The 20948-nt window shown below is 35.7% G+C and carries 15 protein-coding genes; 13 read left to right on the top strand and 2 right to left on the bottom strand.

Translation table 11 applies throughout. The annotated features are described in order from the left end of the window. Positions 1 to 2 precede the first annotated feature (2 nt). Positions 3 to 770, bottom strand: coding sequence for a hypothetical protein (locus CG11_RS10390; RefSeq protein WP_156039735.1), 768 nt, complete (start codon positions 768 to 770; stop codon positions 3 to 5). Positions 771 to 1082: 312 nt separating this feature from the next. Between CG11_RS10390 and CG11_RS10395 the strand changes: the two genes are divergently transcribed. From CG11_RS10395 to CG11_RS10405, 3 genes are all read left to right on the top strand, one after another. Beyond that, the gene (locus CG11_RS10395) at positions 1083 to 2357 is read left to right on the top strand and encodes a sensor histidine kinase KdpD (RefSeq protein ID WP_052595855.1); all 1275 of its coding nucleotides are present in this window, start codon (positions 1083 to 1085) and stop codon (positions 2355 to 2357) included. Between the two features lie 6 nt (positions 2358 to 2363). Beyond that, positions 2364 to 3059, top strand: a complete 696-nt coding sequence (locus CG11_RS10400) for a response regulator transcription factor (protein WP_052595857.1) — start codon at positions 2364 to 2366, stop codon at positions 3057 to 3059. 84 nt (positions 3060 to 3143) lie between these two features. Further along, the gene (locus CG11_RS10405) at positions 3144 to 4736 is read left to right on the top strand and encodes a S8 family serine peptidase (protein WP_052595859.1); all 1593 of its coding nucleotides are present in this window, start codon (positions 3144 to 3146) and stop codon (positions 4734 to 4736) included. Here CG11_RS10405 and CG11_RS10410 read toward each other — a convergent pair. Beyond that, positions 4733 to 5437, bottom strand: coding sequence for a hypothetical protein (locus CG11_RS10410; protein ID WP_052595861.1), 705 nt, complete (start codon positions 5435 to 5437; stop codon positions 4733 to 4735). The two genes, CG11_RS10405 and CG11_RS10410, sit on opposite strands and share 4 nt — an antisense overlap. Before the next feature lie 159 nt (positions 5438 to 5596). On the opposite strand from CG11_RS10410, the gene CG11_RS10415 reads away from it, so the two are divergent. The 10 genes from CG11_RS10415 to CG11_RS10460 all read left to right on the top strand — a co-directional run bounded on the left by CG11_RS10415 (position 5597) and on the right by CG11_RS10460 (position 20947). Next, positions 5597 to 6538: a TerC/Alx family metal homeostasis membrane protein gene (locus CG11_RS10415; RefSeq protein WP_052595863.1), complete on the top strand. Its 942-nt coding sequence runs from the start codon at positions 5597 to 5599 to the stop codon at positions 6536 to 6538. Positions 6539 to 7392: 854 nt separating this feature from the next. Then, positions 7393 to 9735, top strand: a complete 2343-nt coding sequence (locus tag CG11_RS10420) for an ATP-binding protein (protein WP_052595865.1) — start codon at positions 7393 to 7395, stop codon at positions 9733 to 9735. A gap of 2 nt (positions 9736 to 9737) precedes the next feature. Next, positions 9738 to 10463: a hypothetical protein gene (locus CG11_RS10425; protein WP_052595867.1), complete on the top strand. Its 726-nt coding sequence runs from the start codon at positions 9738 to 9740 to the stop codon at positions 10461 to 10463. Between the two features lie 65 nt (positions 10464 to 10528). Continuing rightward, entirely contained in the window at positions 10529 to 11809 is a 1281-nt protein-coding gene (locus tag CG11_RS10430) for a cation:proton antiporter (RefSeq protein WP_052595869.1), read from the top strand. A 625-nt stretch (positions 11810 to 12434) separates the two neighbouring features. After that, complete coding sequence (locus CG11_RS10435; protein ID WP_052595871.1) at positions 12435 to 13610, top strand: hypothetical protein; 1176 nt, start codon at positions 12435 to 12437, stop codon at positions 13608 to 13610. Positions 13611 to 13701: 91 nt separating this feature from the next. Continuing rightward, complete coding sequence (locus tag CG11_RS10440) at positions 13702 to 16377, top strand: DUF6089 family protein (RefSeq protein ID WP_052595873.1); 2676 nt, start codon at positions 13702 to 13704, stop codon at positions 16375 to 16377. Positions 16378 to 16694: 317 nt separating this feature from the next. After that, on the top strand, positions 16695 to 18311 hold the full coding sequence (locus CG11_RS10445) for a SulP family inorganic anion transporter (RefSeq protein ID WP_052595875.1): 1617 nt from the start codon (positions 16695 to 16697) through the stop codon (positions 18309 to 18311). A 172-nt stretch (positions 18312 to 18483) separates the two neighbouring features. Beyond that, entirely contained in the window at positions 18484 to 19893 is a 1410-nt protein-coding gene (locus CG11_RS10450; protein ID WP_052595877.1) for a rhodanese-like domain-containing protein, read from the top strand. A gap of 60 nt (positions 19894 to 19953) precedes the next feature. Then, the gene (locus CG11_RS10455) at positions 19954 to 20256 is read left to right on the top strand and encodes a rhodanese-like domain-containing protein (protein WP_052595879.1); all 303 of its coding nucleotides are present in this window, start codon (positions 19954 to 19956) and stop codon (positions 20254 to 20256) included. A 109-nt stretch (positions 20257 to 20365) separates the two neighbouring features. Continuing rightward, positions 20366 to 20947, top strand: a complete 582-nt coding sequence (locus CG11_RS10460; protein ID WP_052595881.1) for a YeeE/YedE family protein — start codon at positions 20366 to 20368, stop codon at positions 20945 to 20947. Position 20948 lies beyond the last annotated feature (1 nt).

Genomic DNA, 20948 nt, shown 5'->3' on the forward strand with positions numbered 1-20948 from the left:
TCTTAACATCCCGTATTGCCTAAAACCAATTCAAAGCCTTGATTAACCCAAAGTCCTGCTGCATTTCTAGCGGCTTGCCATTGTGGCATATTCTTAATTACGTTTAATAACATTTGATCAACTTTTGAATTGCCAGTGCTCTCTTTCAACTGTACCAGTTCTATCTTTCCGTGGTTGTTGACCGTGAACCCTACCCTACCTACTTTTAAATGAACTAAGTCTGTATCTGAAATGTTATCCAACACATTTTCGATCAAATATTCTTGCAAGGCAACTGCTCCTCCTGGATAGTTCGCTTCCTCGTCAGGTTGTACGACGATGTAAAAACTCAATGTCTTGACTTCAATTTTTTGAGTAGCTGAATTGGTTTGCTTGTATTTGACTTTAATCGATATGGAGGTATTCAAATCGACCATTTTTAATAGATTTCTTTGCGAGTCTGTCAGTTGAGCATTTACACCATATGCTTTCTGTCTTTTTCCTTTGTTAATCGCCTCAATTTCGGTAGAAACATAATCTGTAATCCAAGAATTAGGGTATTCTTTTATAAGATCAAGCATAGTTTGAGCTTGACTCAATAACATTTTAGACATTGGATGTGCTGGAGTATGTAAGGGATATATTTGGCAACGATAATTATCCCTTAACAACTTTGTTTGCTTTTTTGAGTTTTCTAAATAATCCGTCCTAAAAAAGGTATCGCTAAAATTTTGTCCCAAACTAATGGTTGTCATAAAAATAAAGCCTCCTATAAAATAATATCGTTTCATGTGATTTGTTTTTTTTAATAATGCATAACGTTTACCTTTCAAAGATAGTTTTGAATCCACAAAAGAGCTGTTAGTCAGCCGTTATTGACTTGTTATTGAGTTGTTAATGCAACACTCTATCCAGTATATCATTCATTATTTTTTAGTTTTTTGTTAGTATTATTGGTAGTTAGCTTTGTTACTCCCTACGGTCGTGAGCTCGCATAGCTCGGTTCGCTGCTACTTCGTGGTCGTTGATTACTTCGTGAGCGCTGCGCTTTTAGTTAGCTATGCTACTACTCTTTCTATCATAAATTTTACAAACAACCATTTATGAAACGAACCTACTCTTTTATTGCTTTTTCTTCCCTTGCCTTGTTGACCATTCTAATCATACAAATCAACTGGGTTTTTCAAATGGCAACTATCAAGGAAAAACTTTTTAGTGAAAAAGCTGATATTGTTCTTGCAAAAACGGTTGCCGCATTGTACAATGACCAAGAAACCTGTCAAAAAATTGAAGCTTCCGCCGCCGAAAATACTACTGGAACAATCACTCAATTAGGAGTTGTTGAGTCCCAAGTAATCGACTCGCTTTTTGCGCACTATATGGCCTTTTATGATTTTAATATTGATTATTCCTTTGTTATTTCCAAACCGCCCAACAAAGCTCCTGACTACCTAAACTACATTTATAACAAAAATTTAGAAGGCTTCACCCCTAAAAACCAACTAGAGTTAAAACTCATTTTTGTGGATAAAAAACAATTTATTTGGGCAGAAATGAGTCCCTTGTTCATTACTTCTATCTTGCTAATTTTACTTGTATTGATATTATTTTGGCGCACAACCTTATCGCTTCTCAAAGAGAAAAGAATATCAGAGCATACAACAGACTTTCTCAATAATATGACCCATGAATTCAAAACACCGATTACGAATATCGCTTTAGCCAGTAAAATGTTGGGAAAAAGCAGCAAGCTATCTAAAAAGGAAAAAATACAGCATTATGCTGAAATTATTTCAGAAGAAAATCAAAAACTAGCCCTCCAAGTAGAACAAATGTTAGGAATGAGTGCCTTAGAACGTGGAGAGATTCCGTTGCAAAAAACAATCTTAGACATGCACTCGATTATCCAACAAATTATCAAGTCGGCACAGCTGCAAGTTGAAGCTAAACAAGGAAATTTGAATCTACAATTAACAGCTAAACAAGCGGTTATTTTAGGGGATAAAATACACCTTAGCAATATGCTTTGTAGCCTTATTGATAATGCTATTAAGTATTCTGCTCAAAAAATAGATTTGTCGATCCAAACAACTTCTACTGCCCAACACCTATCTATTATAGTTGCTGATAAAGGAATTGGAATTGACCCCAAATATCAAAAAAAGGTCTTTGACAAGTTCTTCAGGGTTCCTACAGGCAACGTACACAATGTCAAGGGGTTTGGACTTGGCTTAACATACATACAAAGTATTGTTAAACGCCACAACGGACGCATTACCTTGAAAAGCCAAAAAGGACAAGGAACAGTCTTTTGTATCATCTTGCCACTCCATCCAATACAAGTAAATCAACTTCAATCACCAGTTATTGTAAACTAATCAAGCATGCACAAAATACTATTAGTAGAAGATGACCTCAACTTGGGACTCCTCTTAATGGACTACTTAGAAGAAGAAGGCTTTGAGGTCAAGCTTTGTAGAGATGGGCGCAAAGCTTTAACGGCATTTCAACAACAACGTTACGATATATGCTTACTAGATATTATGATGCCATATCTCGATGGATTTTCTGTTGCCCAAGAAATCAGGTTGCAAAACGCCAATATTCCTATTGTATTCATTAGCGCCAAGTCCTTAAAAGCTGACAAACTAAAAGGGTATACATTGGGTGCTGACGACTATATTACCAAACCTTTTGACGAAGAAGAGCTACTTTGGAAAATCAAGGCCCTAATTCGTAGAGTTGCTCCCAATTCTATACCGCAACCTCCGATTTTATATGTTGGTAACTATCAATTTAATACTCGCAATCAATCTTTGACCATCAATGATAACACTCGAAGGATGACCGAAAAAGAATCCCTTATTTTAAAATATCTCTATCAACATCGAAACAATTTGATAAAAAGGGAAGATATGTTAATGGCTTTATGGGGAGAAAATGATTATTTCTTGGGGAGAAGTTTGGATGTTTTTATTACCAAAATAAGAAAATATCTAAAAAATGATCCTGAGTTAAGTATTGAAAATGTTTTTGGCGTAGGTTTTATCTTTAATGTCCCTACTAAGGAAGAATCCTAAGGATTATACAGAAAAAGGCATTAACTTTGTGGATAAAGTTAGTTATTTAAACGTACCCTTAGTTTCTTAATTTCACTTCCTCTTATGCATAAAATTATCCGTTTACTATTGCTTTGTACGTTCCCCATTTTTCTATTTGCACAATCTTCTTCTACTTCGTATGAGGAATTGATTGTCATGCTATCTCCTAACTCAGACGTGGAATCTCTATTAGCTGATTATGGAGCCACTCTAACTTATAAAAAACGCTTATCTACCTCTTTAAATATTCACCTGTTATCTAGTCCTGTCGCATTGAACATGTCGGAAAAATTACAGTTACATCCTAGCGTTCAAACAGTTCAAAAGGATGCAATTATTACTTGGCGAAATACTCCCAATGATATTCTATACGATACACAATGGGCATTAGACACCATTCAAGTTCAACAAGCGTGGCAATACACAACAGGCGGACAAACGGCATTGGGAGATACCATCGTTTGCGCTGTCATTGATGGTTCTTTTTATGTCTCTCACGAAGATTTGAAAGACAATATTTGGCACAATCATGCCGAAATTCCTAACAACCAGATTGATGATGACAACAATGGTCTCATAGATGATTATACGGGTTGGCAATTGGTCTACAACACCGATCGCCACGATTACGGAAGCATCAGCAACCATGGCACTTCTGTTTTGGGTATCATTGGGGCAAAAGGCAATAATAGTGTCGGAACAAGTGGCATCAACTGGGATATAAAGCTCATGCTACTAAGTGCTCATACGGCAACTGAAATTACTAAAATCTCTAATATAATTAAGGGCTACTCTTATGCCCTAGATATGCGTCGAGCTTACAACCTATCTAATGGTCAAAAAGGAGCACTAGTCGTTAGTACCAATTCTTCTTGGGGAATTGATTTTGCTTGGGCTGAAAACCATCCTATCTGGTGCGCACTGTATGACTCGCTTGGTAGTGTGGGCATTTTGAGCGTTGCCGCTACTACCAATAGTGATACCAATATTGATCGTTATGGTGATATGCCTTGTTCTTGCACCTCAGCGTATTTAATCGGCGTAAGCGAAAGCTCTAAAGAAGATCGACAAGTAGCTGGGTATGGACATCAATTCATCGACTTGTTTGCCCCTGCTGCTAGCAAAAGTACACGATGGAACGATTATTATGGTGATTTTGGAGGCACTTCTGGTGCTGCTCCTCACGTAACGGGCGCGATTGCACTACTCTATAGTTATCCTAATGATCGTTGGGCTGCCATGGTAAAAAACACTCCTCAACAAGCCGCTTTATTAGTCAAATCTATTTTAATCAATAGTGTAGATAAAAAATCAAGCTTTGAAGCTTCTGTTTCTGGTGGTCGCCTTAATTTGGGTAGAGCAATGCAAGAGCTCGCAGACTATTTTTCTACACCACAAGAAAACAACCTTTTAGTTGTTTATCCCTCTCCTACTTCTAGCTATCTCCATCTCAAAGCATCGTTAACAGAACAAGGTACTTACCCTGTTCGAATTTATGATACATCAGGAAAACTAGTTGCTTCTTGGACTATTCAAACAGAAGCTCCTACCATTCGTTATTGGGAATTTGAGGTTGGAGATTGGGCTAGAGGTATGTATATTGTAGAATTAGAAACTCCCACCTCCAAATTTGTACAAAAGTTTGTAAAATATTAAAATCGTTGTGTCTCGACTTTTTGATCAGCAGTAATCACTCTCACGGTTCCACCTTCTTGCAACAAACTAGGCAGCATCAACTCTGAATGCGATTGGTGCTCTATATAAGATTTTATTTTTGCTCCTAAATCATTGTACAGCTCAATTTCTACAGGAAATTGAGCCATTTCTAAGGCTAATTCTACACGCAATTTAGAAAACTGGCAGGTAGATTTAACGAACAACCATCCTTCAGAACTATTGTCTATGTCTACTTCTTTTGGAGGACTATTATAATAAGTTCCATCCTTATAGAGTTGCTTTAGACGGTAATAAATGCGTTGCTTCGCTGGAAAATGGTCAATATAACTGTAGTGTTTAGAAGCTCCTTGTAGCGCGTCCTCTATTCGCCCTATCGGTACAAAATTTATTTTATCATACGACTTCTCAACTACAAAAGCCTCTGTTTGCGTATTTTCTTTAATAGACCAAAACACCAGCACCCCTTCCTTATCTTTTGTTGCACCCAATTTTAGGTTTTCTTGAACATACTTCTTTTCTTTATCTGCCACCTTCTCTTGTTGATTTTCTTTGATACTACAATGAACAGGATAAATTTTATGCTGTTCCTCTTTTTGTAGCAACGAGTTAGATTTTGTTTTTACCTGTTGGCAAGCAACAGTAAATAGCAAAACAAGCATCAATATAACTGGCGTTTTCATCATTAGCTTATTTGGAGATAGAATGGGAAATTATTTATTGTTTAATAAAATTACAATAGATATATTACCTAATTATTAAGCTGATATAAACTTTTTCGACATTCTTTGTGTTCCTTATTTTTTGCAAATTATAACCACTAATATTTAAAAATACATCTTATGATATATATTGCCTTGTTAATACTAGTAGTTCTATTACTTTATATAGATTTGGCAGTACTTAACAAAAAGCAAGACCACCCTTCTAATAAAAAGACTGCATTAGAAACATTGTATTGGGTTCTTTTTGCTTTAAGTTTTTCGGGAGTATTGTATTGGGCTTATAGCCATCAACTAGTGGATAACCCTAGCCACCTTACCCCTTTAGACGCTACATTCAAATACTTAACAGGCTATTTGATTGAATTATCGCTTAGTGTTGATAATTTATTTGTGATGGCATTTATTTTTTCTTCTTTAAAAATTCCTGTCAAGTACCAACATAGAGTATTGTTTTGGGGAATTATGGGTGCTATGTTCTTTAGGGCTGCCTTGATTTTTCCAGGTACCTTATTGATTAACAAAATAAGTTGGATGACCTATGTTTTTGGAGCATTTTTAATTTATACAGCATTCAAGATGCTAACAGAAGAAGATGAAAATGAAGCAGCCCCTAGCAGTCAAATCAAGTTTATAGAACGCTTTGTTCCGCTTACAACTTCTTATAATGGAGAAAAATTTTGGCTAATCGAAGATGGTATTCGCAAAGCTACTCCTCTATTTAGTGCCTTGGTTGTTATTGAGATTACAGATATATTATTTGCCTTAGATAGCATTCCCGCCATTTTGGCTATTACAACAGATCCTTTCATTGTTTTTAGTTCTAATATTTTTGCTATTCTGGGATTAAGAGCCATGTATTTTTTCTTAGTAAATATGCTAGAACAGTTTTACTACATCAAATACAGTGTTTTTGCCATTTTACTTTTTGTTGGTATAAAACTGATTATCATACACTATATTCACCTACCCGAATGGTTTTCATTGGCTTTTATAGTCTTAGCACTTATCGTAGGTATCGCTTATTCCATGACTCATTCCAAACCATCTAAAAATAGTTAAGCCTATACCATTCATTCCATAAAACGATTTTACGAAGTGCCATATAATAACAGCGTACTAAGCTTATGTTTTTACTTTGTGAGCTGTTGTTACTTGCTATACTTGATTCGGATTCATAGAAGAACTCAAAAAGTGACAGGGTGTTAAAACGTATAACAAAACGTTTAAATACATCTATTCAAGGATCTATTTTTCATCGTGAAGCTATAATGAATTCTTTTTTGCTTATGAACAAGTTAGAATCTAAGTTTGTTTATCTATGCAGAAATTCCAATTGGCATATACCACATTACTGCTATTATTAGTCCTTAGTTGTGTTGTAATGAGTAATACTTGAGGTTGCTATCAATTAATTGTTTAATTTTCTATAACGAAGGGAACTAACAAACTCCAAAACATCTTTATATAAATTTAATCATTAGAACTTTGAAGTTCCAAACAAAAACATACAACACTAACAATCAAACACTTAAAACCACAAAAACACTATATCTTTCTACAATTTAGTGTTTATATAAAGATTATTATTATTATTAGACATTGATTGAAAAAAGAAAATCTATCTTTAGAATAAGAATGAGTATAAAATTTCCTTTTCCATAAAAATTGATAATTTTGTGCTTATGCATTCAATCGTTTACTAAAACTATATAGGGCAAGCATTCATTCATTTCACCCAACAACAGACAACACTACTTTCTAATGTATTAGACTTATACAAATAGTATAATTAATTGTTTTTGGAGCACTAAAACAATAAGTTCACATTATTTATAATTGGTCTTGTTCATAGCATGATTTGAATACCTTTAAACGTTAATAGTAAACAATTTCAATCGTTAAATACCAACTGAATGGAAGCAAGCACTATAGATAAAAATAGTATTGTCAAAATTATAGAAGATTGGGAATACTTAATCAACGAAACGCCTTCTTTTGAAGATCGTTTGGACTGGCTAGTAGGAAACATTGCCGTTATAGCAGGTCAAATGGTCGAAAAAGGAGACATTTGTTATAACGTCCTTTCCCAAAAAGAACTCGAATTGGATAACGAAGTAGCAGCTTCTTGTCATGCGGTTACTTTTGTATGGGCAGACCAAGCAAAAATGTTCTTGTTGTTCCTTAGAGATAGCCTATTTGAGCAGCAGAAAGCAGCTATTTTTTATAAAGATAGCATTCTGCAAAAAAATCAAATCAAAACCCTTTGGGAAGAAACACTTGTCTTGGCAAAAGAAGCCTTGCAAGCAATCAAAGAAATTGTATTAACTAATTCTGATAAAGAAAAAGCACTCAAGCAGCTCCAACATCAAGAAAATCCTTGGTTAATATACAAAGCTCAAATCATCTTACTGGTAGATCAAGCCAATCTATTGAATGATGATTACCAAAAACTAAAAACGATTCAAGAGGTATTGTATGCCACAGAATTAATTGTTAAAGACACCATTGATACCTGTCTATCTGACTTGGATACCAATAACAATAAGATTGATACGGTTATCAACTTAATTACTACTGTAGATACCAAGCCCTCATACAAACTAACTTCTATCCATGAAATCATGGACAAGATGAAAAATGTTGTTTACATTTCTGCTTTTAAACAACAACTAGAGAGTTTATTAAAGCCTTATGATATTAAACTCTCTCCTGTGGTTCGTATTCATGGCGGCATATTGGAGCGGCGTGTCTTTTTGCCTTATAAAAATATTTTGCAATGGTTTGAATCCGAGATTTACCCTCTACTTTATGAAGTTTGGGAAATTACCGAACAAGGAACGACAGGGTTAAGAATGATTTTATTGAACATGACCAATCGATTGGACATTCTTCAGAAAGAACGCCCAGAGGATTTATTTAAGGATCATATTAATATGGTCAAACCTTTGCATACTTTCCAAAAAGACTTGGTCATGTTGGGGGATAATATTACCAATTTGGTTCACCTGATCGATAACCGAGTACAAGAAGAGTTAAGAATATCAAACTTGTTTGATACCCAATCGCATTTTTTGTCGGTTTCTTTGCAATCGACCTTAAATCAAAAAATCTGGAACAATGAAAGTGGTTGGTTAGCGCAAGCCCAACGTTGGCTAAAAACAATCTTAGATAAATTTAATGCCTTAAAAGACAAATTTTATCAAGGGCAACAGCTAAGTGTTTCCGAAAAAATAACGCTTTGTATTCAAAGCAGAATGGCAGATCCTAACAATAAACATTATACCAACATCTTTTTGACCAAAGGGTATGTTGGGGAATCATTTATTGTGGGGCGAGAAGAAAACATCAAACGTTTTGGTGACTTGGTGACCAATTGGAAACAAGGATTCAGAGGCTCTGTTTTGTTGACAGGAGACCGTTTTTCAGGCAAATCGGTTTTTGGTGAGATCGTTGCTCGCAAATTCTTTATGCAAAACTACTATAGCCTCATTCCCAACTCTACGCTGACAATTGACGGTCGAAAAATGCAAACGAGCTATGATTTAAAAGAAGCCTTAGATTTTGTTTGCAAGCACAGCATCAACAAAAAGACCATGCTCTGGATTGATGATATTGAGGTTTGGTGGTCAAACAAAATTCCATTTTATCAAAATATTCATCACTTGATGAATTGCATTGATGCTTATTCTAATCGCATCTTTTTTGTCGTAGCGACCAATTCACAGGCAAGAAAACAAATTACCAATTATAGCAATGCAAAACGTATTTTCCAAGCAGAAATCGACTTGAATTATCTGTCTAAAGAAGCCATGCAACAAGCTATTATGGTCAGACATGGCGCAACACAAAAAAAACTGATTGATGCGAAAGGAGATATTTTAACGCCTCCCGCTTTTAATAAATTGGTGCTTAAAATCTACAAAGCATCGGCAGGAAATGTTGGGGAAGCATTATTGCATTGGGCAAATTCTACGTATTACATTGACGAAAATACCGTACAACATCGTCCTGATACTTACAAAGGCTTGCCTAGTTTCTTGAACGAAGATTCTACCTTAATATTGGATTTGCTCTTGTTGCACAAACGAGCCAACGAATATTTGATTCGCCAATTGCTCGGGGCTAGTGCTTTTGAAAAACGTTATGCGACTGTGATTAGACGTTTAATCAATGTCGGTATTTTGAAACGCCAATTAGATGGTTTCATAGAAATTGAAACAACCATTGTTAATGATTTAAAACAAATGCTAAAATAAACATGTCAGACTTGTTAAAACCTCATTTTACTTGGATGTTTTTCTTTGGAACAGTTGTTTTTTTGCTGCTGTTTTATGGATTTCTCCAATTTTTAAAAAATCAGATTCCACAGCTACCCGCTACCGTCAAATTTAAGGAACGCCTATCTCGTAGACTTCGCTATTTCTTGTTGCTGTACGAATTAATCTTTGTTGTTATTTCTGTAAGCATCTTCATGCTCATTCATCCTCTTTGGCATGGAATGATTGTTTTGTTCCTTATTTCTATTACCTTTCCTTTGATGAGAGACTATATGATTGGACGTTTTCTTTGCTTTGATCCTGAATTTCAACAAGGAAAGCGCATCACTGTCGGCGAAGATACTGGCGTTATCAATAAAATGAATCGCTTAGGGATTTATGTCATTACCAACAACGGCATGAAATACATCAACTACATGATTCTACAAGAAAATGGCTTTAGTTTGCTAACAGATAGTCTCATGCAAGAATATTGTGATTTAAACATTAGTGCGAATGATAAAGATACTTCTAACTTATCGGCTGAAATGCTGCTATATAAACTAATGGGAGTTCCATATCTAGACAGCGATTATCGCCCTACCTTGATCACTAATAATACCAACACAGACTTTCAAATACGAGTATTGATTCGAAAAGGAAACCACCAACAAGAATTGATCAATTTGATCAAAGATTGGGGCTACGATTGTCAACTTTCACACTAATTATCACAACGATTATACCTCGTTGCACATCTAAGTTTTAAACAACATTTAATATTATTTCTACAATGGAAATTTTTAATTCATATAATATTATCATCATAGCATCTTTGGTTATTATTCTCTCTTTTTTCTTCGGAGAATTATCAAAAAAAACCAATATCCCATCGGTGCTTATGCTTATCTTTTTGGGTATTGGTCTGAAATTAGGAATGGATGCCTTGCACTTAGACGAGATTGATTTCTTTCCTATTTTAGAAATTCTTGGAATAGTCGGTCTTATCATGATTGTGTTAGAAGCTGCCCTAGAGTTAGAACTCAAACGGGAAAAGCTTTGGCCAATTCTCAAAGCCTTTGGAGTTGCTTTGGTTGGACTATTGCTCTCAACATGGGTTGCAGCCATGATACTAGAACGTTATGTTGAAGGGATGTCTGTAGAAGCCTCTTGGATATATGCCACTCCTTTGTCTATTTTATCCAGTGCTATTATTATTCCTAGTGTAACTTCTTTGAATGAGAACAAGAAAGAATTCCACATCTATGAAAGTACATTTTCTGACATCATGGGAATCATGTTGTTCTACTTTTTGGCTGGACAAATAGAACACGAAGGGCATGGTTCGGGGTTTGTTGGTTTTTTGGGAAATGTAGGTCTGACGGTAGCTGTTTCTTTTCTTGCTAGTTATTTACTAATTTTCATTTTTCAAAAAATCAGCAGCCACGCCAAGTTATTCCTACTTATATCTGTCCTATTATTGCTCTATGCTTTAGGCAAAAAAATGCACCTTTCTTCTTTAATTATCATCCTCATTTTTGGTTTACTAATAGGCAATATGCAACTCTTCTTTAGAGGTCGATTAAGCAAATGGTTGCACATTGAAAAAGCCAACCATATTTACGAAGATTTGCACGTTATTACCATAGAAACCGCCTTTGTCGTTCGAACCTTCTTTTTTGTTATTTTTGGTTTAACCATTGCTTTAGATTCCTTGCTCAATGTAGACGTTGCTATTATCAGTGCTTTAATTTTGGCATCTATCTACGCCATTCGATTCGTTATCTTACGCATTACAATAGGAGGCGATATTATTCCGCAATTATTTGTTGCCCCACGTGGATTGATTACAGTATTGCTCTTTTATGCCATTCCAAAAGAAGTAGAAGTCGAGAGTTTTGAAGCAGGAATTTTACTATTTATCATCATGGCAACTAGTGTTATCATGACAATTGCTATGGTTTATGACAAACGTAGAAATCAACAAGCTTTAAATAAAGCCAATGGTGTTTCTATAGGTTACAGTACTTGGAAAGCCCCTAGTGCCGACGATAAAGAAAAAAGCGATTCATAAGATTTTATACAAAAAATAAAATAATTTACTAGAGGCAACCAATAAGATTATTGTTGTCTCTTTTTACTTTTAAGTCCCTATAAAAACGCTCTAGTTTCATTAGCGATCCAAACAAACAATGAGAAGTCGTGTACTACTATGTTTTTTTTAACCATGAGGAGCATTCAAAAAATAGTACTGTTTATTGCGAGAATGCCTGAACAAGTAATGTTCTAAGATTATTTTTTTCGATAAAATTATATCCATTTGACTATCAATAATATGCCGTTACAAATCAAAAAGATACAAAAGACTAATAATCAAAATACTATACACTTATCACACAGTTCAGACATAGATACTTTTTTATTTTTGTGATAGTAAAGCAAAAAATGACTACTAATATGTGACTTTTAGAAAAAAAAGCACTCTATTTAATTAAGTTATAGTCATCTAGTTATTTTTAGTTTCTAAATGCAACTTTTATTTTATTAAAGAGTTTATATTGACATATAACCCTTAATATTCATGTTACTTTTCTATCAAAAAGCAGCTATAAAGCAATAACAAAAAAAAAATTAAACATTATATTAATACAATACTACCTGACTTATACCAACTCACTAAAATTTGACAGCCAACAATTATGAAGAACACAATTACACTAATCATATGCTTTCTATCCATTTCAAACCTTATTTTTGCCCAATACAAAGGCGTTACTTTTGACTACGAGAAAGTAGTCTTTGGCGAAAATCAACCGCTTCCTGCCGAAGCCCATATTATGCTACAAGGCGTTGTTAAGCCAGAAATTGGCATTGTTGAATTGGATATTCTTGATCCCAAGGGCAAAAAAAATCGCCTCCCACTTTACTCCAACCAATGGAAACGATCCAAAGGCAATACCAAAAACATATTTTTATTGCCCATCAACTTTAAACTAAAAGGTAGCTCTGAATACGATTTTAACATTAAGTACTATGCAGCTATCAATCAAGAGGAACGAGATACGTTGACAAATATCCTCAACTCTTATTTGTTTACTTATTTAGAGCAAGTGATTATTGTCAATCGCAATACGCTTAGTTTGGAACAAAATGAGCGACAAATTATGAGAAGTCTCAACAAGATTGTTCACAAAGGGCTTTCTATGTTTAGAAATCGTACCCATACAGATTTTGAGGGATTCTCTGATCTAATCAAATTTAAACTCAAACAAATTTCTACAGCTAGTTTATCTAAAGGAAAAGTTCTTTTTCAAGAAGAAGATAAAAACGATGCTAAAGTTGCTTACCGTGAAAAGTTGTTGTCAGAATTGCGCACCATGATTCGTAGTGAACTAAAGCAATATATGAATCTAGAGTGGTTTAAGATGATTGATAACAAATATATTGATAATTATTCTACAGAAAAAAGTAAACGTACCATTGCCATTCAGGCAGGCTTTGGCGGAGCTTATCTTAGTGGCTCGACCAACAACTTAGCTATTGGAGCATCTCCTTTTGTTGGTTTTGCATTTCCATTGAGCAAGCGTTCTTCTCAGTCCAAAGTTTTAAATAATTTATCCATTACATTTGGTGTCTTTTTACTAGATTTTCAAGGAGCGAATAACACCACCGTCAGCGGCCCCATCTTCAAACGCCCTACTTATGTTGGTTTGAGCTACAAATTATTTCGATTTATTCATTTTAATGCTGGAGCAACTTTCTTGGAAGATGCAACGACCGCAGGTCAGCTCTCTGGTATAGAAAAACGGGTTTACATACGTCCTTTTATTGGTGTAAGTGCCCAAGTAGATTTATGGTTGGACTTTAGTAAGTAATTCATACTGCTTGTCGCTATTATTTCTTTCTTTTAGAGGCATCATCTAACCAATCTTAGCCACATTTTTTGAGCCATTAAACGCACCACCAATGAATAAATTTATCTATTCTTGTCTTTTTTTACTCTTAGCCATTCCTACTTTTGCACAGCAACACCGCTATGCTGTCAAGATTGGTTTGCACGCTGGTCTGAGTAATTACTATGGTGATTTAAGTCACCAAGTTTGGGATTTACCCCATCAATTTAAGCAACCCATACAAGATTTCAATTTTCTATCTTATGGGCTTTCGGTTGAGTACCACCTTTCCAAAACATTTGGCTTGCGTTTGTGGGGTATGAAAAGCCAATTCAAAGCGAGTGATCGAACCTATGAAAATAGTGGTACTTATACTCGTGCTTTAAACGTTCAGACAGATTTGTTTGATGCTAGTCTACTGGGAATCGTTTATTTAGATAACGATTTGGTTTTTAATAGTAACAGTATCATCGCACCGTACTTCATGTTGGGTGGTGGAATGACTTACTTTGAAACAAAAGGCGATTTACTTTCTAATAATAATCGTTATTACTATTGGTCTGACAATACAATCCGTACCGAAGATCAAAATGGGATCAATGCCGCCAATGCCCAAATAATAGAACAAGATTATCAATACGAAACCTCTTTGCGTTCTTTGAATACAGAAGAAAATGCTTATAATCCAATTACTTGGAATGTTGCCTTAGGGTTGGGAATAAAATTCCGTCTATCCAAGCGTTTTCACTTGCACCTAGAAGCCTTGGTTCGGTATACAGGAAGCGATTATTTGGATGATGTTAGTGGGAACTATAGAACTACTTATAATGATAATTTTCAAGCTTATGCTGCTAACCCAAGTGGCATTAATCGCTCTAGAAGAGGCAATTCTCCTGAGATGAATGATTGGTATAGCTTTGTAGGGCTTTCTGCACATTATAGCTTTGGTCAAAAAACTTATAAAATTCGTCCTGCTATTATCTATACAGAGGGTTTGTTAACAACAATGCCTCCAGTTTCTAATACAACTGGCAATACCACAAAAGAATGGTCTTCTAGCACAGGTCAATCTGCCGATACTATTGTGCAGAAAATTATTACTACCACCACGACCATCAAAACGGTCACAAGTGATACCATCAATTCTACGTCTTTATCTTCTGAAGAAAACACCAATATACCATCTTCAAACGTAGCTCCTATCCGTCCTGATGAAATATCTAAACCAACAGTGAATCGGATATTAGATGATTCTATTCGTTCTATTGCTCCTCCTGTTGTGCCCCAAAATTACACGCTAGATTCTACTCGTTTGGAGCTTGACTCGATAGAGCAAACTAGACTCCCTCAGCGTAATGTAGATAGTCTTTTAAATGATTCTATTCCTAATATAGTCCTTCCTCCTGTCACAAATTATCAAGTAGATTCTACCTATATCTCTACTGATAGTTTGACACAAAATCGTATCTCAACGCCTACCATCAATACGATTATAAATGACTCTATAAAAAAATTACCTGCCGCCACTCCTTTATCTCCTAGCTCGGATAATTCTGAAACGATTCGAACATTAGAATTACAGCAACAAGAGCAAAAGTATCAATATGAATTGCTGTTACAAAAAGCAAAATATGAACGACAGTTAGCAGAATTAGCCTTGCAAAAAGAACTAGAGCAAGAACGGAAAAAAAGTGCTCCTAACAGCAAAGAACAAGAATTGCAATACCAACTAAAGTTGGAGGAACAAAAACATATCAATGAGCTAGAAAAATTGAAACTGCTCCATCAATTAGAGTTGCTCAAAAATCGTCCTAGCCTAGATACAACGCCAAAAGAATTACAATTACAACAACAAAAATACGAGGCTGATTTGAAGTTGCAACAACAAGAGTACGAGTACAAACTAAAAATACAAGAACTCCAAAACCAATTGAATATTGAACAGTTGAAAAAAACGGATGGAAGTACAGGAGCTGTTAATCCGTCTAACTCGTCTACCCTATCTGCCCAAGAACTTGAACGGTTAACCAGTGCCTTGAACCGCCAAAGTGGGGCAAAAGATACCCTTGTCATTAACAACAATTATAGCCCCGCTGCACAAGAAGAATTGATGCGCATGCAAGCTAATCAAAGAGCTTTATTATTACAAATAGAACGCTTAAAAGCAACTCAACCAACCTCTAAAGATACCCTTAAAATTGTGCAAAGAGATTCTATTTTTATAGATAATGGCAATAACGCTGCTTTAACAAAACAATTAAATCAACAACAGGATTTTAATAATTCTCTAGTTGCAAAATTGGCTATTGCTACTCAAAAAAGTGTTGAGCAACAACGTAAAATCGACAGCCTTCAACGTACCATTCAAAAAGTAGAATCTGAAAAAAAAAGTGTTGCTAGTGAATTAGAAGTTTTTTTAGCACAAAAGAAAGGAACCTATGTAACTAAAATCTATTTTGATGTGGGTAAATCTAGCTTGACGGTACAAGCCCAAGAAACATTAACTACTTTGGTGCATTACTTAGAAAAATATCCAACCGTTCAGTTTTGGGTCAAAGGCTTTGCAAGCAAAACAGGTCGCAAGGAACTAAACGAACGGCTATCTGCTGAAAGAGCTCAAGAGGTTGCCAATTTCCTAAAACAGTCTGGCATTCAAGGAGAACGAGTTCGATCCACTCCATTAGGAGAACTTGATAGTTCGGCAAGAGACGAATTGGCTCGACGAGCAGAAGTTCACTTATCCTTCTAAACAACCGTAGAATAAGACCATTCTATTCTCGCCAACAGAGAAATGACAAAATCCCCAATTGTATCTAAACAGTATGATTGGGGTTCTTTTATTCCACCTAAGTAAGTGGTCAGAAAAAATAATAACAAAAAATGGGATTCTTTTTGCGCTAATCAAAGAAGGCTATTTTACCTGTTATTTTTTTGAATGATTACTTACTGTTCCCAAAACTAGTTACAGCTACTTCAATCGTTCATTTTTTCAAACTATGTGACCCACATCACCAAATAAGCCCTTTTACTTATTTATCTTTGTGTCAACAAAAACAAAAATCAGAGATGAATATAAAATCAAAACTCCCTATCCTAGATTGGCTACCTAATTATCAAAAAAAACATTTAAAAGGAGATATCAATGCAGGCCTCACAGTAGGTATTATGCTCATTCCCCAAGGAATGGCTTACGCTATGCTGGCTGGGTTACCTCCTATTTATGGCTTGTATGCTGCTATTATCCCGCAATTAGTTTATGCTATTTTAGGCACCTCAAGACAATTGGGAGTAGGTCCTGTAGCGATGGATTCCTTACTAGTTGCCGTTAGTGTTAGTCAATTTGCACAAGCAGAAAGTAGTGAATACATTAGTTTGGCGATTCTTTTAGCTCTAATAGTTGGCGTTATTCAGTTATTAATGGGCTTTTTACGGCTAGGAGTTTTGGTTAATTTCTTATCCCATCCTGTCATTAGTGGTTTTACCTCTGCGGCAGCCATTATTATTAGCATCAGTCAACTCAAGCACCTGATAGGGGTTGATTTAGAGCAGGGGCAATTTTTGCATACTATTCTGTTAGACGCGATACAAAAAGTGGATCAAATCAATCCTTATACCCTTGTCATTGGTTTATCAGGGATACTTATTATCATTCTTGCGAAAAAATATACGCCAACAATCCCTGCCCCGTTGATTATAGTCGTAGCAGGAATACTCGGTGTTTGGGGATTGGGTTTAAACCAATACAATGTAGCTATCGTTCAAGACATTCCTCAAGGATTGCCGAGTCCTCAACTTCCTGATCAACTGTTCAACCTAGAGGTTATTCAAAAACTCTTACCTAGTGCGATCACACTTGCCTTAGTTGCATTTATGGAAGCGATTGCCGTATCGAAAGCGATACAAGCTCGCCACAACGATTATAAAATAGATCCGAATCAAGAATTAATAGCATTAGGAATGGCCAATCTATTTGGTTCCTTCTTTCAGAGTTTTCCAGGTACAGGAGGATTTTCTAGAAGTGCCGTTAACGACCAAGCTGGTGCCAAAACCAATCTAGCAGCTATCATTAGTGCCACCTTTGTTATTCTAACGTTACTGTTTCTAACACCTTTGTTTTATTACCTTCCCAAAGCAGTATTGGCTTCTATCATCATGGTCGCTGTTTTTAAACTCATTTCTGTTGAAGATGCCGTTCAACTTTGGAAAGGTGGTCACAAGCGTGATTTCTTTATTTTATTAGCTACCTTCTTAGCGACTCTGATAATTGGCATACAAAAGGGAATATTAGTTGGGGTGTTGCTTTCCATTATTGGAATTTTATACGACACTTTGTATCCCAATATTGTTCTTAATGATACGCTTGTAGAAATCCCCAACAATGCGCTTATCATTCGCTTTGAAGAACAACTTTATTTTGCCAATAGCAATCACTTCAAAGAAAAGATGGAAGCCATATTACAAGAAAAAATAACGGTAAAAAATACGCAAGCGATTGATTATGCCATCCTAGATGGTACACACATACACCAAATCGACAGCACTGGTGAAAAAGCGTTGGAAAGTATTGTACAACTTTATCAGCAAGAGGGTGTCTCTATTGCCTTGGTAGATATGCCTTGCAATTACTCTAAAAGCTCCTTCCCCACCATTAATGCTGCTATTAAGAGTTTCTCTACAAATTAAATTTCATAAAAAAACAATAAAAATACTTCAACGTGGACCACTGTCACTTAATAAATGATAAAAATTTTGCTTTATGTGATTTGCGTCACATTTGGTCTGCAGATTAAACTTTATCTTTGTATCAGATATTATTCATACTAATTGTTGATATCAATTTAAAAACTATTATAACATGAAAATAGAACAAATATATACGGGTTGTTTGGCACAAGGTGCTTACTACATAGAATCTCAAGGAGAAGCAGTTATTATTGATCCATTGAGAGAAACAAAACCTTACATAGAACGTGCCCAAAAAGATGGGGCAACTATCAAATACATTCTTGAAACACATTTTCATGCTGATTTTGTTTCTGGACATGTAGACTTAGCCCAAAAAACAGGAGCCACCATTGTATATGGACCAAATGCAGAAACAGCTTTTGAGGCTTACATTGCACAAGATGAAGAAATTTTGCGTGTTGGAGAAATTGGCATTAAGGTACTCCATACTCCTGGGCATACCATGGAATCGACTTCTTATCTGCTACTAGATGCCAATGGAAAAGAAACAGCTTTGTTCTCTGGAGACACCCTATTTATTGGGGATGTTGGTCGACCTGATTTGGCTGTAAAAACTCATTTGACTAGAGAGGATTTGGCAGGGCATCTTTTTGATTCTTTGCGCCATAAAATAATGCCATTACCTGACGATGTCATTGTATATCCTGCCCATGGTGCTGGTTCTGCTTGTGGCAAAAATATGAGTAAAGAAACCTTTGATACCTTGGGCAATCAGAAAGCGACGAACTATGCGCTTCGTGCTAATATGAGCAAGGATGAGTTTATCGAAGAAGTTACTTCTGGACTAACCCAAGCACCTCAATATTTTCCTAAAAATGCATTGCTCAACAAAAACGGCTATGAAAGTATAGATACTGTTTTTGAAAGAGGAGTAGTTGCACTTTCACCAAATGATTTTGAAGGAATTGCCAACGAAACAGGTGCGTTGATTTTAGATACTAGAGCTCCTCAAACATTCAAAGATGCTTTTGTCCCCAATTCTATCAACATCGGTATTGATGGCGGGTTTGCTCCTTGGGTTGGTGCTCTTATTATTGATTTAAAACAGCCTATTGTTTTGGTAACAGACGAAGGTAGAGCTAAAGAAGTAGTTACTCGTTTGGCTCGTGTAGGCTATGACAATGTCTTGGGGTACCTAGAAGGTGGTATCGAAGCTTGGACAAAGGCAGGCAAAGAAATTGATCAAATCACATCTATTTCGGCTCAAGATTTAGAACAAGAGCTTGCCAATAACGAATTGAATGTTTTGGATGTAAGAAAACCTAATGAGTTTAAGTCAGAGCATATTGTAGGAGCAAGCAATTTCCCTCTAGATTATATTAATGATAATATAGACGAACTAAATAGAGACACCACTTATCACATTCATTGTGCAGGGGGGTACCGCTCTATGATTACCAGCTCTATCTTAAAAGCAAGAGGTTTTCATAACTTGGTAGAAATTGCTGGAGGATTCAAAGCTATTGCTGCAACAGAAATCCCTAAAACTGAATTTGTTTGCCCTACGACACTATCTTAAACGATGCGTTATCTATCAAAATTAATAAAAATTATTCGACTAATAAGACCAATAAAAATAATGAATTATAAAGATTTGAATCCCGAAGCATTCAAAAAAGCAATGGCGGAAAATGATAATGTGGTACTACTTGATGTAAGAACTCCTGGTGAGGTCGCACAAGGCAAAATTGAAGGGGCTGTTGCTATTGATTTTTTTGCCGATGACTTCCAAACTCAAGTTAGTGCATTGGACAAAGATAAAAACTACTTTGTATACTGTAGAAGTGGGCAAAGAAGTGGGCAAGCTTGCCAATTGATGCATCAACTAGGATTTCAAAGTTTGGTTAACCTAGAAGGTGGCATCTTGGCTTGGAATGCTTAAAACTATCATTAAATAGTATTGTAGCCTACTTAAACGTTCAAAAACGGTCGTAGACTACGATACTATTTAATATACTCTCCGTTTTTTTTAAAACACATTACATTAAAAAATGTTAGAATTAATACAACAACCTTGGCATTGGGCATTTAGTGGTTTCATGATTGCCTTTACCATGTTTATTTTACTTTTCTGGGGCAAAAGCTTTGGTATGTCGGCTACGATGCGTGCCATGTGTGCTGCGGGTGGTGCAGGCAAAAAAATTAGCTTTTTTGATTTTGAGTGGAAAAAACAAGGTTGGAACTTATTATTTGCCCTAGGAGCTGTTATTGGTGGTTATATAGCATCTAATTACCTAACAAGCCCAGAGCCTGTTCAGATTTCTTCAGCAACTATTGCTCATTTGCAAGGATGGGGTATCAACTACCCTAGTACAATAGCTGAGGGAACTGGGTATTTGCCCTTGGATTTGTTCAACTTCGAAACCTTGCTAACCCTCAAAGGCTTGTTGCTTTTTGTCGGAGGTGGTTTCTTTGTTGGGTTTGGCGCTCGATACGCGGGAGGATGTACTTCTGGACATGCCATTAGTGGTTTGTCTAATTTACAAGTGCCTTCTTTAATTGCTGTCATCGGATTTTTTATCGGAGGTTTATTAATGACACATATCTTACTTCCTTTAATCTTAAAACTTTAAA

Source organism: Aureispira sp. CCB-QB1 (assembly GCF_000724545.1).
Taxonomy (GTDB): Bacteria; Bacteroidota; Bacteroidia; order Chitinophagales; family Saprospiraceae; genus Aureispira.